Below are 14,754 nucleotides of genomic sequence, written 5' to 3'. Positions count from 1 at the left end.
TGATAATCCTAGAAAAGGCAGTTGACCGCTTGTCAGTACTAATTAGTATTTGATTCAATTGAATCATTTCAGTGTTTTCAGCGTCACGGTTTTGGTGAGAGCGCTACGAATCTGATTGCCCCTTTTTCGGCTCCTCAGCTGCCGTTTTTAGGATAATTCGATGATTTGTTTAACGAATTTAGTTTGCGTCGGTACAAGCTGCTCCTCACAGGTGGCGATGTGTCCTATCATATTCTTGCCGCCGCCCTAAAAGTCACTCTATAAGCCACTCTATTAGCCACCTTCAACGCCACGCTTTACAACAAGGTTTTACATGACCCAAGTTTTACTCGCAGATGATGATGTTGAATTAGTTGATATGCTCAAAGAATACCTAGAGCGTGAAGGCTATCTCATTACGACCGTGCATGATGGCGAACGAGCCGTTGCAGAAGCTTTAATGGGGGATTACGCCATTATGGTGCTGGATGTAATGATGCCGCGTATGAACGGGATTGAGGCTTTGCGACGGATTCGTGCAGAAAGTCGTTTGCCCGTCTTGATGTTGACCGCTAAAGGCGATGACGTCGATCGCATTATCGGTCTGGAATTGGGCGCAGATGATTATGTCCCCAAGCCATGCACCCCGCGTGAATTGCTGGCAAGGATTCGTGCGATTTTGCGACGTACACAAGTCGTTGCCGGTACCGAAGCGCAGGCGCATCCGCTGGTCATTGGTTCATTAACGATCTGGCAGGCGCAGCGTCGTGCCGATTGGGATGGCAAGCATCTGGATTTGACCAGTACAGAGTTCAGCTTATTGGAGGTACTGGCAAAAAATGCTGGTCATACCGTCAGCAAAACGGATTTATCAGAACAAGGATTGGGTCGTCCGCTCGCGCGATTTGATCGTAATATCGATGTCCATATCAGCAGCATCCGCCAAAAATTTGGCCCTCTAATTGATGGACGTACGATCATTCAGACCGTCTATCGTCAAGGTTACTTGCTGACTAAGGAGTAGGCGGTGGGGCGTCTGTTCTGGAAGTTTTTCTTTTTTATCTGGCTGGCGCAAGTCACGGGTATTGTCGGGATTGGCGTCACTCTATCGCTGCGGCATCAAAGCGAACAAGCGATGCTCGCTGCGGGGATTCGTGAGCATATGCAACTGCATCTTGAAACTGGCGCTAGTGCTAGTAGTGCTAGTTCCACGACAGAATCGTACGTTCCGCCGAACCCGGATCAGCTGAGAATGTGGCCAGAGCAGGACGATAATTTGCCGCCGCATTTACGCCGCCACCGGCTGCATTCAGCTTATCCACCTGATGGGTTTTCTGCGTTTGTCCCCATGGTGGCCGCCTTAATCGTTAGTCTGTTATTTGCCGCTTTGCTGGCCTGGTACACCTCCAAACCTATTCGTAATTTGCGTTCTGCTTTTCTCTCTTTGGCTGCGGGTAATTTACAAACACGGGTTGGCAGTAGCATGGGACGACGGCGCGATGAGTTGGCTGATCTGGGGCGTGAATTTGACAATATGGCAGAACAGCTTTCCAAATTAATGGAAAGTCAGCGCCGGCTGTTGCACGATGTATCGCACGAGTTGCGTTCACCTCTGGCTCGTTTGCAAGCGGCGATCGGATTAGCGCGCCAACAGCCGGAGCGCGTCGAGGCCACCATGGAGCGGGTAGAGCGCGAAGCGGTAAGGATGGATAAGCTGGTGGGGGAGTTACTCACTTTGTCGCGGATTGAGGCTGGTGTCATGGCTAGCATGGACGCGATTCAGATTGATGAATTGCTGGCGGAAGTGGTGGATAACGCAGGATTTGAGGCAGAGTCCAAACACAAGCAATTGGTTTTTTCGAGTGTTACCTTGGGTGGCAACATTATGCTGCAAGGGCGCTATGAATTGCTGTATCGCGCCCTTGAAAATGTCGTCCGTAATGCAATCAAACACACTGCCAAGCTTGGTATCATTACTTTTGAGGTGCAGTTGTTATCAGCGGACCAGGAGTTATTGATCCGTATATTGGATCAAGGACAAGGCGTACCAGAGGATGAGTTGCAGGCGATTTTTGAGCCTTTTTATCGCGGTAGTAACTCGACCTCTAGTTTAAATACTAGCCTTAGTACAGAGCTCGATAGTAACGTCAATAACAGTACCAACAACAGCCCCAATACCCGGGGTGATGATGGTTATGGCTTGGGCCTAGCCATCGCTCAGCGCGTCATCCTCGCCCATGGTGGCAGCATTTCAGCCTCCAATCGCAAGGACGGCGGATTGTGCGTAGAGATTAGATTATCGCTACGTAATCCTGAGCATCCTGGCAATATCTGAGCATACTTTTGCGGCGGGAGTTGCGACTGAATTACCGCTTGCTTACTTCAGGCGACCGCCACTGACGCGATCGATTCCCGATAAGTCAAGCCAGCTTTGCACTTCAATGAAACCATGTTGTGTCAATAAATCACGTACCGCTTGCGCTTGGTTGTAGCCATGCTCCATCAGAAGCCAGCCTTGAGGATGCAGATGTTCTGCTGCATTCTTGATGATATGCCGATAGTTAGTTAAACCATCTGCATGGTCGGTCAAAGCGACCGTCGGCTCAAAGCGCAAATCGCCCTGACTCAGATGAAGATCATCTTTTTGGATATAAGGCGGATTGGCTACGATAGTATGAAAATGCTGACCAGCGAGTGCGCTATACCAGTCACTTTCACAAATATGCATGTTCGCGTCAGGGACATTTCTGTCAGCATTTTTTTGTGCTACTGCTACCGCAGCTGCGCTGATATCCGTTGCACTGACATGCGTATCACGCCGTTGATGTGCAATTGCAATCGCGATTGCGCCCGAGCCTGTACCCATATCCAGAACGCGACTATTTTGCGGCGTATGCTGAATTGCCAGCTCGACTAATAATTCTGTATCTGGTCGTGGGATTAAAACATCTGCAGTGATGTGGAAAGGCAAACCAAAAAATTCTCGCTCACCGATCAGATAGGCAATTGGCTCGCCATCATAACGACGTTGCAGCAGATCGCCGACTTGCTGCGCCTGCGCAGCGGTGAGCTGCATCTCCGACTGGGTGATCAGTTGTATCCGGCTTAAACCTAATGCATGCATCAATAAAATGCGGGTGTCGATCAAATCCAGAGGGCCTGCTTTTTGGCAGTCGGCAAGCGTGATGCCTTCTTTAATCCATTCCATTTTTATGTCCGATTCAGTAAAAAAGTTGCTATAGAAATCGACATGTCGGTATCTGTTCGCTTGCTGCTTGGTGAGTAATATAGTCGAGATTTTTTGTGATATTGCGGTAATGATGTAGATCGTAATTCTAAAACGGGCGAGTCATGATTAGTCTGGCGAGCCTGTTTTCAATATGAACTAATTAATTCAGGCCAATTAATGCAGACTAATTACGGCTGACTAATCACCGCAGACTTCTAAATAAATGGCGCCTTTGCGCTTTACGGTTTTGAATAAGGATAACCAAGAGCGCGATTGAAAAAATGCCAAACCATACGGCTGACCACGCTGGTATGGATAAACCCAAAATCGGTTCATAAGGTGTTTCGCATATGCCATCCGCTCGGAACATCGTTGGCAGCAGCTTGGCCGGAAAAATCTTATTCAGCGATGTTTCCAGCGGGTCGATACCGCAAGTTAATTGCGGATTGGCTAATATCCACACATGGTAAGCAGCAACGCCTAGTCCGAAAGCCGATGCGGTCAGAGCCATTGCACTGGAGAGGCGACGTCCAACATCGGGCAATGCCAGCGCTAGCAGGCAAAACAAGGCGACCATAACAAATGCATAGCGCTGCATTACACAATAAGGGCAGGGCAACATTTTTTCAACCAGTTGCAGGTATAAGGCGATCCCTAGCAAGGCAATACAAACAGAGGCGATAGAAATTAGTAGTGGTTTTGTAGGATTCATAGTGAGCTGGGTTTGCTTACGTTGCAATCTATGCAAATATAGTAACAACGTGCCATCAATAAAAACAATACGCGCATTGTGTACTGGTTCGTGGAATTACACCACCTGCAAATTAGGATACGTAAAGCGCGATTTGGTTCGGTGATGGGCTTAATAAATTGTAAGCTGCGCTATAACTGATGCTTCATAGATAGCTCTTTGCAACATAAAACATAAATCAAACATCAATCTTGACGACATCAAGTAGTTGATACTGAGTCATAAATTCATCCAGAGTTTGCCTGATCACACCGCGTTCACCATGCGCATGCCAAATGTCCGAGTTGATATAAATGCCGACGTGATGAATGCCGCGACCACCGATGCGTGTGCAAAAGACCAGATCATTATTTGTGATGTCCGCCAAGGTCTTGCTGATACCTGCACGGCGCTGGTCGTAGGTGTTTTTGGGAATGCGTTGATTCAGTACATCTAAAAAATAACGTTGCGTCAGACCTGAGCAATCTACGCCATGGCGCGTGATGCCGCCCCAGATATAGGGTGTGTTTTGCCATTGCTGGAAGAACACTTCTACCGAAAGTTGCGCTGATTGCGGTAGTACAAACGCGGTCAGCGTTGCATCAACAGCGAGGCTGCTTACTGATAACCAGCCCAGCACCTGATCTGATTTCATGACAAGCGCATGGACGTTATAGAAACCTAAGATACGCACCACTTCGTCCGCTTCGATTTGTGATTGCCGCAAGCTGTCTTTTTCAATCGCGGTCATAGTCTCGTAATCGGCTGCCGGGTGACGCAGCACATCGACCAGACTTAGCGCTTTTGCGTAAGTTTGCGGCAGCCATTGGTCTGGTTCAATTCTGATCATGGGTGATAGCTTTGGCTAAGTGCGTAGAGATTGAGCAGAATGATTTTAAAATACTCCCACTGTGTATATTCTAATTGTCCATATATTATCTGGACGTAAAGCTATATTTTACTTAATTTATGGGGGAGTATATGTATTTTGGTATTTGTCCCGTGTGAATCCGCGTTGAATCTACAATACCTGCTTTAGCCCATTTTAAATCCCATCATCACCCAAAGCTGCCAGCAATTCTGCCTGATGTTCTGCCACAAGTGCATTGGTCAGCTCCACTAGATCGCCGTCCAAAATAAAATCTAGTTTGTACAGAGTCAGGTTGATGCGGTGATCGGTCATCCGGCCTTGCGGATAATTATAGGTGCGGATACGTTCGCTACGGTCGCCCGAGCCGATCAGGCTCTTGCGGGTTGCCGCCTCTTTTGCTTGCTTCGCGCGCATCTGACCGTCCATGATGCGGGTTGCCAGAACGCGCATCGCCTGGGCTTTATTTTGATGCTGGCTGCGACCGTCCTGGCATTCGACTACGATCCCGGTCGGTAAGTGGGTCAGACGCACGGCAGAATCGGTTTTATTAATATGCTGACCACCTGCACCGGAGGCGCGGAAGGTGTCGATACGCAAATCGGCATTATTGATCACGACATCGGCCAGTTCATCTGCCTCTGGCATCACCGCGACGGTACATGCAGAAGTGTGAATGCGGCCTTGAGTCTCGGTGGTCGGCACACGTTGTACGCGATGACCGCCGGATTCGAACTTGAGCTTTGAGTAAGCACCAAAACCGGCGATGCGGATGATGACTTCTTTGTAGCCGCCCAACTCGGATGGGGATTCGGACATCATTTCGATTTGCCAGCGATTACGTTCCGCAAAACGGGTGTACATACGCAGCAAGTCGCCCGCAAATAACGCTGCTTCATCGCCACCGGTACCGGCGCGAACTTCCAGCAAAATATTACGTTCGTCATTCGGGTCTTTGGGCAGCAGCATTTTTTGCAAATCGACTTGTAACTCTTCCATGCGCTGTTTGGCGTCATTGATCTCTTCCTGAGCAAAATCTTTCATCTCAGGATCTGCCATCATTTCTTGCGCCGAATCGATATCATTTTGTGCTTGCTGGTAATTCTTATACAGTTCCACCAAGGGTTCCAACTCGGCATGCTCACGGGTGAGCTTGCGGTAGTTGTCCATGTCATTGGTGACGCCTTCCTGATTTAATAGTTGACCCACTTCGACCAGGCGTTCTGCCAATTGGTCGAGCTTAGAGAGCATGGATGGTTTCATCGTCTTACCTGTTATTGTGAGTACAGTGAGATCGTCACTATGGGATTATTGCAGATACGCAGTCGTTCTTGGTGCGCATCAGTTTTGATTCGATTTTGATGATGAGTGGCAAGTTGCCAGTGTCATCAGATGAGTTTTGTGCGTCGCTAACGCTTGGTACGGAATAATTGCGGTAATAGTGTAGCAAGACGGGCGCGTTCGTCGCCGCTAGCCTGATGCAAAGCCTGTTGCGGGCCATGCAGAAATTTGGCGGTGATGCCTTTGGAGAGCGCTTCTAACACCGCTTCAATATCATCCCCACGGGCTAGCATTTTGCGTGCTCTTTCTAGCTCCAGCAAGCGCATGGCTTCGCTGTTTTCATGCAAATCCTGAATGATAGGTACTACCAGGCGACCATCTACCCAATGCATAAAGGACTGCACACGGGTTTCGATAATTGCTTCTGCCTGCGTCACCGCCGCCTGGCGATTTTCTTTACCGGTTTGCACCACATTGCCCAGATCATCTACGGTGTATAGAAACACGTCATCCAGCGCGCCGACTTCTGACTCAATATCGCGTGGTACCGCCAGATCCACCATAAACATAGGGCGATGACGACGCGCTTTGACTGCGCGTTCAACCATGCCCAAACCGATAATCGGCAATGACGACGCCGTGCAAGAGATGATGATGTCAAACTGGGACAAACTATTTGGTAGTTCTGCCAGACGGATTGCTTTGCCATTAAAGCGGTGCGCCAGTACTTCGCCGCGTTCCAGCGTGCGGTTGGCGATGGTGATGCTCTTAGGATTTTGTGCAGCAAAGTGGGTGGCGCATAATTCGATCATTTCACCAGCGCCGATAAACAGCACATTTTGCTCAGAAATTTTATCGAAAATCCGCTGCGACAAACGTACAGCAGCAGCTGCCATTGACACACTGTGCGCACCGATTTCAGTGGTGCTGCGAACTTCTTTTGCGACGGCAAAAGTACGCTGGAATAACTGATGCAGATAAGTGCCAAGCCCACCCGCGGCATCCGCCTGGCGCACGGCGTCTTTCATCTGACCTAAAATTTGCGGTTCGCCCAACACCATCGAATCCAGACCAGACGCTACGCGGAAAGCATGGCGGACAGCATTGTCTTGTGGCAGCGTGTACAGATGATGGCGCAACTCGGCATAAGGCAATTTGTGGAAATCTGCCAAAAAATGCGCAGTCGCATCGACCGGATTATCCACATGGCTCGCCGCATACATTTCGGTACGGTTGCAGGTCGATAAAATCGCTGCCTCCACTTCCGTTTGCTGATTGAATCCGTCGCGACCAAACCAGGAGCGTGCAGCTACCACCGCCGGACCAATCTGGTCAGGCGAAAACGCCAGCTTTTCGCGGAGCGAAACTGGCGCAGTCGTGTGGTTGAGGCCAACAGCTAGTAGTTGCATAATTGGGCGGTTAGGGCGTATGGCTTAGGCAGCTTAATGTAGATCAAATGCTTAGATCGCTTGCTGACGTGTTTGCAAACACTTGCAAACAGCAGCAAACACGGCTGTCATTATAACGCTTAGCGCAGATCAAGTTTCTGCACAGTTACATGGTTTGATCCAGATCAATATAAATCAAACCAGATCAAATACTAAATGCTGGTAATTTGATATTAAAGGTCGTGCCTTCGTTGGGGGCGCTGACGAAACTGATCTGACCGTGATGACGATCAATCACTGCTTTGACGAATACCATTCCCAGGCCGACACCATCATTTTTGGGTTGCTCGCCATTTCTAAAACGTTGAAAGCGCTGGAATAATTTGGGCTGATCGGCTCTGGCGATGCCATAACCTTGGTCGCTGATAGAGCAAATGACGGAGGCTTCTGCCAGACCCCGTTCGTATTCCAGGCTGCAACTGATAATCGTGTTGGGCGGACTATATTTGATCGCGTTAGAGAGCAAATTGGTCAGAGCGCGCGTCATTAGCGCCCGGTCAACCCTCACCGGATAGTCACCTGCTGGTATTTGACTCGAGATACGGATATTTTTGGCCCTAGTGAGGGTCCACATTTCTTCGGTCGCATCCAACAAGATATCCTGAAAGTCTGTGTCTTCCATTCGATAATCTTGCGATTCAGCGCGTGCTAACTGCACAAAGTTATCTGCCAGCCCGAGCGTGATACGAGACGCTTTTTCGATACGACTTAAAAAGTCTGCCTGTGGTAAAGCGGTAGCGGAGTCTTGTTGCAGCTCCAGCAGCGCCAGAATAGATGCTTGCGGAGCGCGCATATCGTGCGAGATAAAATGTAAGGTCTCGTCCCGGCTGCGTTCTGCTGCTCGGATATTAGTGATATCAATCAGACTGACAATCCAGCCCACTAGTTCTTTGCTGCTGGAATAGCAAGGTGCACTTTTGATCAACAAGTCACGACTGCGGGGATCCACCACTTCTATACCGCTTGCCATAGTTTTACTTTGATGTAAATCTAGCAAATGCCACCAGCTAAATGCGTTGCTGGCAGTCTGGTCCATCGCTTGCGGATTACTCATTTTGGCGAATAAATAGGGTACCAAGGCATCGTTCACTTGCGGTATGCCTATGCTACTAAAATAATCTTTGGCAACTTGGTTGGACATCAACACATTACCGTCTGTGGTGGTGACTAGCGTAGCATCAGGCAAACTACTTAAGCTGTCGCTCACAAACTGACGCAGATCACGCACCCGGCGCGCCGCCAGTTGCATTGCATCGATGCGTTGTTCTAAGCGATCTTGCAAGGGACGGCTTTTTTCTTCGTCATCCAGATCGATCTGTAGCTCAGGAAGCAAATGAGGCTCATTGTCCAGCAAGATAAATTCTTCACCCAGATACCTGATGGCGGCTTCCAGCCGGCGCCAGCTCCAGAGCGGATAAGCGATAATCAGAATAAACAGTGCCGCAGTGGGCGGTAGCCATACGCCTTCACGCAATGCCACATAACTGATCAGCAATAAGCCTATAAATAAAATCACGGTGATGACTAACGCGATCCGCGGTGATAAAAGCAAATAGCCTAGCAATGCGATTAAGACTGCGGAAAAGCAATACAAGCTAGTTTGCCAGTTGGCAGCAAAATGGATGGAGCGATTATCCAGCAGACTAGCCAGGACATTGGCATGGATCTCTATCCCTGCCATATTGCCGTCTTCTCCAGAGACAGGTGTGGGGTAGGCATCTGCCATGCCGATCGCGGTAGGGCCGACTAAGACATATTTGTTTTTGAAAAAACTAGCGGGAACCTCGCCGCGCAAGACCGCAACATAAGGTACTGATGTGAATTGGCCATTGTTGCCATAAAACGGGATATGCATCTGGTAATCACGTTGCCATATACCCTGGATGTTTTGCGCTGTACTGGCTTTAGTTGAGTTATTTAATGCTGAGCTGTCTTTGGCATGATCGCTGGCAGGCGCTCTGGCTCCTGGTAAATTTGTCTCGGTACCAGGCGCGATTTTAGTGCCGATATCTTTCATCGCCAGTGCAAATTGTGGCCACATTTCGCCATTCATACCTTCTCGTAAAAATACGCTGCGGGCGACGCCATCCTGATCCAATTCCAGATGAATATGCCCTAGCTGTCGTGCTGCGCTGGCGAGTGCAGGTATCGGCTTTACGATGCTTAATCCTTTGCCCGCGCTTTCGGATGATAAAGGCAGCACGACAACATTATTCTGGTTTAATGCGTCGGCTAATTGTTGGTCGCCATTGGCTTGGTTTGCCTGCACTGGCTCTGCTTCTGTAAAAGAAACGTCGATGCCGATGGCCAGTGGTTTGGCAGCAGAAAGTTGCCGCAATAATGCAGCATGATGTTCTCTTGCAAAGGGCCATTTACCGAGTTCAGCAAGACTGTAGTCATCAATCGCTACGATGATGATGTCATCACGGGCAGGGACGGAATTGGCTTGCATGAAGCGATCATACAAACTTAGATCAATGCGTTTAAGGACATTGGTTGATGCCAATCCCACTGTGAGTAATAACATCAGGATACTAATGGCTATCCATTCTCGCAGAGCGATCCGTTCTACCTTGATGTTTTTATTCATTGATTAAAAGCCTGGTTTGACGCTGGCACCATCCGATTTGATCGGCTCGCCAGAGCTACTGACCCAGCGAGAATCAATGGTGAATTTTTGCGGTGATGAATATTCACCGACATAACCGTCTGCATCAGTAGCTCTGACCCGAATAAAATAATCACCAGCGGCAATGCGAGGGATTTGTAATTCGGGTTTATCTAGTTTTCTAAAAAAGTAGATATTACTAAAGCTAGCGTCGCGTCCAATTTGGACTACAAAGGTTTGACCAGGCTCAGACGGCCAGTTAAATGTCAATTGATTTGCATCGCCATCACCTGGCGGGTTCATCTTTTGAATCGGTAAAAAATCGACCACTTTGGCATCGCTATAAGGGCCTTGATTGGGTTCGCCATTTTTTTGCGCAATCGTTGCAACCCGCCAGTAGTATTTGCCGTTAGCAAGTTTGTCTGCGCTGTATTGCACGGTTTTTATATTGTTTTGATCCAGCACGATTTTTTCGAAGCCGCTATCGCTGGCGACTTGTAGGCGATATGCCTGTGCATTGGCTGCCTCAGTCCATACAAAGTCTACTTTTTCTGCGCGTATTTTCGCTTTAGGTAGTACGTTAAAGGGTGGTTCAGGGCGAGCTTTAAGAGTGAATGCCTGGATTAACGGTAAGCCTTCCAGGCCAACGCTATCAATCGTACTGGCGCGAATAAAATAATTGCCATCCTCAAGACCATCAATTTTTATCCTGTCTTCAACTGAGCGAACTTCTGTCAACACATTTTGAATTGCCGCATCGCTGGCAATTTGTAAATGGTAGCTTTTTGCTTCGCTAGATTTTTCCAGATTGAAAACCAGTGTTGGTTTTTCTTGTAATTGATAACTACCAACCAGTGTAGGTGGTGGTAATAAATCAACTGCATCACCCACCCCTTGTTGAGTCACTACATTGCCTTTACCGGCCGGTATTACCAGCGTATTTGGTTTTTTGACCGAACCTACGGCAACACCGCCAGACAAGACCTCATTCGCTATGCCATTATCATTCACGCTGACACGGAAATGTGTGCCACGGACACCCGCAACGGCGAGTGGCGAGCGAACCTCAAATCGCCCCTTATTAGATTCCAATGGCGTGACTTTAGACTCGACCCGGCCCTGCAATAAAGTAATTTCAGTACGCGGGCTTTTAGAATATTTGGTCATGCGTAATTTGCTTAACTTGACCTGACTATTGGATGGAATAGAGATACGTGAGTCGTCAGGTAGCACCAAAGTCAAAAATCCATTTTTACCAGTGGTAATCATGGTGCCCTCTTTATAGGTATTTCCTAAAGTAATATTCTCTTCGGCACCAGTGGGTAATTTTGCGGTTGACGTCCCAGCCATCGCCAGCACTTTGGCTTCTACGAGATCAGCTGGCAATAAGTCTAATGGGATCAGGATGAGCGAGCCAATGGGTATTGTTCTGTCATTGGTAATATTATTGACTTTGCCGATGATGACCCAGTTGGGTGTTTTTTCTGTAAATCGTTGCGCAATTGAAGAGAGTGTATCGCCCTCTAAAGCGTAGTAGACCATATCGGTTTCTGTACGCGAGATGGAGCCCGGCTCACCAGTCGATTTTGGCGCGGCAAATACAGCACTGCTCGATATGGACAGCACTAAACTCGCCACACTTAGGATTAACAGGATTAGGTTTTTACGTAGCGATGACCGCAGTGATGGCAATTGCGAGGACAGCGAAAAATAGAAAGAAGTATGGAAAGAAGAACGCAAAGAAGAATACAGCGAAGAATGCAACAAAGGATTGAGGGCAGGGCGTGAAGCGAGCGACATGTAAATCTCCGAAGGGACATTGGTCTGGCTTTGGTATCAGGATTTGTTAGCAAGTCATAAAGACAAGCTGTGGAATCAAACCCTAAACAAGCTGCCAGACAAGCTATCAAACACGTCGATAATAGATACTGCGGCAGATATGATTGCTAATTATTCAGTCCGTGCCCTGATCAATATCCTCGGTAAAGTGCTAACTAAGATTGAAACAGGAAATTGAAGCAGGAATCTTACTGCTCCGCTGTAACTTGCTCCAGGCGATAGCCATAGCTGTAAACGGGAGCCAGTCGGTAGCCGTTTTCTGGCCGAAGTTCGAGCTTGCTACGGACGCGTGAGATATGCGTATCCATGGTGCGTGACGGAATATCAATATCACGCGACCAGACTGCTTCTAAAATATAAGCGCGCGATAAAGGGCGACCAAGATTGCGGAACAAAAGCAGCGCCAGATCAAATTCTTTTTGCGTCATTTCAACCGGTACGTCATTGACACTGACGCGACCAGCGCGCGTTTCAAACTTGTAGATACCAAATTGCAGATGCTCCGACATAGTTTGCGCCGGGTATGCGCGGCGCAACAGCGCTTGCACACGTGCTACCAGTTCGCTACGACGTATTGGCTTGATCATGTAATCATCCGCACCCGCTGCCAGACCCGCGACGATATCGTCTTCGCCAGAGCGGCTGGTCATAAACAAGACCGGCAGATTGGGTGAGAGTTTCTCTCTGACCCAGTGCAGGATTTCAGTTCCGCTCAAATCGGGAACTTGCCAGTCAAGGATCAGCATATCGTAGCTATCACGACGTAAGTTATGCAGCATCTCTTTACCGCTAAGGAAAGGGTGGCAGGTATGGCCAGCCGCAGTCAAGATGGTGCAAACCAGCTCTAATAAATTATTGTCATCGTCAAGTACGGCAATTCTCATGGGAGCACACAGATTGGGGTTGAGCAATCATTGAGTAGTAAAGATACAGCATTGTACCTAACACAAGAATGATTGTAGGAAAGCTTCTAATAATGAGCAAAATAAATAGGCATTTTTTCCATTTTTTCTCAATTAATCATAAAAATAGCAATTAATATTGTCCAATAAGCACTTTTTAAAGATGTGCTGAGCAATTTTTGAAAGAAGTTGGCTAAAAGATTATTTCTAATATTTTTGGTGAAAATGATGCGCAGCCTTACGCAAAAATAAGATTTTAAATTTATATACTGCCATGTAGTATTATTTATTTATCCATATAAAAATTGGCTTACAAGTCTTATTTTTTAAAAATAATTGGGAGTATGTAAATTTATTGCTGAATTGTTAGCCAGATTTATCTACATAATTAAAAGTGGACGTTAGCGCGTCTTCATCAAAAATAAAAACAGCAAATTGAAAAAACTGAAATCATCCTTAAAGCTTAAATTCAGTTTTCTAATTGACTGATAATAAAAATGGCCCATTCCTGTAAAAGAGTGAGCCGTTTTTAAATAGAGCAAATTATGCTTAAAACTTTGCCAATGAATCCAATAATTACGCTGCTAAATTCGTTTGCTTATTCTGTTAGCTACGCAATTCCACATCTGGCAACACCACATTCACATCCAGCACTTCTAAATTGCCTTGGCGATCAAGTGATACTTTGATGTCTTCAGCGTTGACTTTAGTGTACTTAGAAATAACTGCGATCAGTTCTTCACGTAGAGCTGGCAAAAAATCATAGCCATCACGGCTGGTGCGTTCACGGGCGATGATGATTTGCAGGCGTTCTTTGGCGGTGTTGGCGCTCTTTGGTTTATTGTTAAATAAAAATGATAGCAAGGCCATATTACTTACCTCCAAAAATCCGTTGCAGCAGACCCGGTTTTTCATAGTTGACAAAACGCAGGGGCACTTCTTGGCCGAGGAAACGGGAGATCACATCTTCATACGCCTCAGAGACATCGCTGCCCTTCATATGAATTGCAGGATTACCTTGATTGGACGCATGCAATACCGCTTCCGATTCAGGGATCACGCCGATCAACGGGATGCGTAAAATTTCTTGTACATCGGTGTAGGACAACATTTCACCGGCTTCTACCCGTTTAGGTGAATAGCGCGTTACCAGCAAATGTTCTTTTACCGGCTCGCCACCCTCCTGAGCACGTTTGGATTTGGCCTGAATAATACCCAGAATACGATCCGAATCACGTACAGAAGATACTTCAGGATTGGTGACGACTATCGCTTCGTCCGCAAATGTCAGTGCCATCACTGCGCCGCGCTCGATGCCCGCAGGCGAGTCGCAGATGATGTATTCAAAATCCATCTTGATCAATTCGTTCAGAACGCGTTCTACGCCCTCTTCGGTCAAGGCATCTTTATCGCGGGTTTGTGAGGCAGGCAAAATAAACAGATTGTCGCAGTGCTTATCTTTGATCAGCGCTTGCTTTAATGTCGCCTCGCCGCTGATGACGTTGACCAGGTCATACACCACACGACGCTCGCAACCCATAATCAGATCCAGATTACGCAGACCCACGTCAAAATCCAGCACCGCAGTTTTATGTCCGCGCATGGCAAGGCCAGACGAAAAGCTGGCACTGGAAGTTGTTTTCCCCACGCCGCCCTTACCAGATGTCACAACGATGATTCTTGCCACAAAGAACTCCTTTAATTTTTTAACTCAATTTGCTGAAAGCGATTCTGAATCGTTTGACTAGTTGCAATCAATACATTTTTATAATGATGAGACCTTTGCATGACAGCCTTAATCAGAGCCGTTTCAGCAAAGGTTGAATTTTTAAAAAATAAAATGATGCTTTTTTAGTGATTTTGTCTTCAG

12 protein-coding genes are annotated in these 14,754 nt (G+C 47.5%); 2 read left to right on the top strand and 10 right to left on the bottom strand.

Features of this window, described 5'->3' with window-relative positions; genetic code table 11:
- Positions 1 to 313 precede the first annotated feature (313 nt).
- Positions 314 to 1,003 (top strand): response regulator, encoded by a 690-nt coding sequence (locus tag AAKU64_RS09010; protein ID WP_322121112.1) that lies wholly within the window; start codon positions 314 to 316, stop codon positions 1,001 to 1,003.
- A 3-nt stretch (positions 1,004 to 1,006) separates the two neighbouring features.
- Entirely contained in the window at positions 1,007 to 2,314 is a 1,308-nt protein-coding gene (locus AAKU64_RS09005) for an ATP-binding protein (RefSeq protein ID WP_322121113.1), read from the top strand.
- A 42-nt stretch (positions 2,315 to 2,356) separates the two neighbouring features.
- Here the strand turns inward: AAKU64_RS09005 and prmC are convergent, their stop codons facing one another.
- From prmC to minD, 10 genes are all read right to left on the bottom strand, one after another.
- Positions 2,357 to 3,187 (bottom strand): peptide chain release factor N(5)-glutamine methyltransferase, encoded by an 831-nt coding sequence (gene prmC, locus AAKU64_RS09000; protein ID WP_354330685.1) that lies wholly within the window; start codon positions 3,185 to 3,187, stop codon positions 2,357 to 2,359.
- Between the two features lie 223 nt (positions 3,188 to 3,410).
- A complete protein-coding gene (locus AAKU64_RS08995; RefSeq protein ID WP_354330687.1) occupies positions 3,411 to 3,920 on the bottom strand; it encodes a disulfide bond formation protein B in 510 nt (169 codons plus the stop codon).
- A 217-nt stretch (positions 3,921 to 4,137) separates the two neighbouring features.
- Complete coding sequence (locus AAKU64_RS08990) at positions 4,138 to 4,788, bottom strand: C40 family peptidase (protein WP_354362031.1); 651 nt, start codon at positions 4,786 to 4,788, stop codon at positions 4,138 to 4,140.
- A 195-nt stretch (positions 4,789 to 4,983) separates the two neighbouring features.
- Positions 4,984 to 6,069, bottom strand: a complete 1,086-nt coding sequence (gene prfA, locus AAKU64_RS08985; RefSeq protein ID WP_354330691.1) for a peptide chain release factor 1 — start codon at positions 6,067 to 6,069, stop codon at positions 4,984 to 4,986.
- A gap of 146 nt (positions 6,070 to 6,215) precedes the next feature.
- Complete coding sequence (hemA, locus tag AAKU64_RS08980; protein WP_354362030.1) at positions 6,216 to 7,496, bottom strand: glutamyl-tRNA reductase; 1,281 nt, start codon at positions 7,494 to 7,496, stop codon at positions 6,216 to 6,218.
- Between the two features lie 184 nt (positions 7,497 to 7,680).
- Positions 7,681 to 10,125, bottom strand: coding sequence for a CHASE2 domain-containing protein (locus AAKU64_RS08975; RefSeq protein WP_354362029.1), 2,445 nt, complete (start codon positions 10,123 to 10,125; stop codon positions 7,681 to 7,683).
- Between the two features lie 3 nt (positions 10,126 to 10,128).
- A complete protein-coding gene (locus tag AAKU64_RS08970; RefSeq protein WP_354330696.1) occupies positions 10,129 to 11,943 on the bottom strand; it encodes a FecR domain-containing protein in 1,815 nt (604 codons plus the stop codon).
- Positions 11,944 to 12,170: 227 nt separating this feature from the next.
- Positions 12,171 to 12,866: a response regulator transcription factor gene (locus AAKU64_RS08965; RefSeq protein WP_322121121.1), complete on the bottom strand. Its 696-nt coding sequence runs from the start codon at positions 12,864 to 12,866 to the stop codon at positions 12,171 to 12,173.
- 624 nt (positions 12,867 to 13,490) lie between these two features.
- Positions 13,491 to 13,754, bottom strand: a complete 264-nt coding sequence (minE, locus tag AAKU64_RS08960; RefSeq protein ID WP_322121122.1) for a cell division topological specificity factor MinE — start codon at positions 13,752 to 13,754, stop codon at positions 13,491 to 13,493.
- Position 13,755: 1 nt separating this feature from the next.
- Positions 13,756 to 14,571: a septum site-determining protein MinD gene (minD, locus tag AAKU64_RS08955; RefSeq protein ID WP_322121123.1), complete on the bottom strand. Its 816-nt coding sequence runs from the start codon at positions 14,569 to 14,571 to the stop codon at positions 13,756 to 13,758.
- Positions 14,572 to 14,754 lie beyond the last annotated feature (183 nt).

Source organism: Undibacterium sp. GrIS 1.8, from assembly GCF_040544445.1.
In the GTDB taxonomy this organism is placed as follows: Bacteria; Pseudomonadota; Gammaproteobacteria; order Burkholderiales; family Burkholderiaceae_D; genus Undibacterium.
Note: the sequence above shows the minus strand (reverse complement) of the source record. Positions and strands in the feature narration are given on the sequence as shown.

Excerpts from the sequence above, each read along its gene's own strand:
- AAKU64_RS09010 (WP_322121112.1), top strand. The coding sequence starts at position 314 with ATGACCCAAGTTTTACTCGCAGATGATGATGTTGAATTAGTTGATATG.
- prmC (WP_354330685.1), bottom strand. The coding sequence starts at position 3,187 with ATGGAATGGATTAAAGAAGGCATCACGCTTGCCGACTGCCAAAAAGCA.
- AAKU64_RS08995 (WP_354330687.1), bottom strand. The coding sequence starts at position 3,920 with ATGAATCCTACAAAACCACTACTAATTTCTATCGCCTCTGTTTGTATT.
- AAKU64_RS08990 (WP_354362031.1), bottom strand. The coding sequence starts at position 4,788 with ATGATCAGAATTGAACCAGACCAATGGCTGCCGCAAACTTACGCAAAA.
- prfA (WP_354330691.1), bottom strand. The coding sequence starts at position 6,069 with ATGAAACCATCCATGCTCTCTAAGCTCGACCAATTGGCAGAACGCCTG.
- hemA (WP_354362030.1), bottom strand. The coding sequence starts at position 7,496 with ATGCAACTACTAGCTGTTGGCCTCAACCACACGACTGCGCCAGTTTCG.
- AAKU64_RS08975 (WP_354362029.1), bottom strand. The coding sequence starts at position 10,125 with ATGAATAAAAACATCAAGGTAGAACGGATCGCTCTGCGAGAATGGATA.
- AAKU64_RS08970 (WP_354330696.1), bottom strand. The coding sequence starts at position 11,943 with ATGTCGCTCGCTTCACGCCCTGCCCTCAATCCTTTGTTGCATTCTTCG.
- AAKU64_RS08965 (WP_322121121.1), bottom strand. The coding sequence starts at position 12,866 with ATGAGAATTGCCGTACTTGACGATGACAATAATTTATTAGAGCTGGTT.
- minE (WP_322121122.1), bottom strand. The coding sequence starts at position 13,754 with ATGGCCTTGCTATCATTTTTATTTAACAATAAACCAAAGAGCGCCAAC.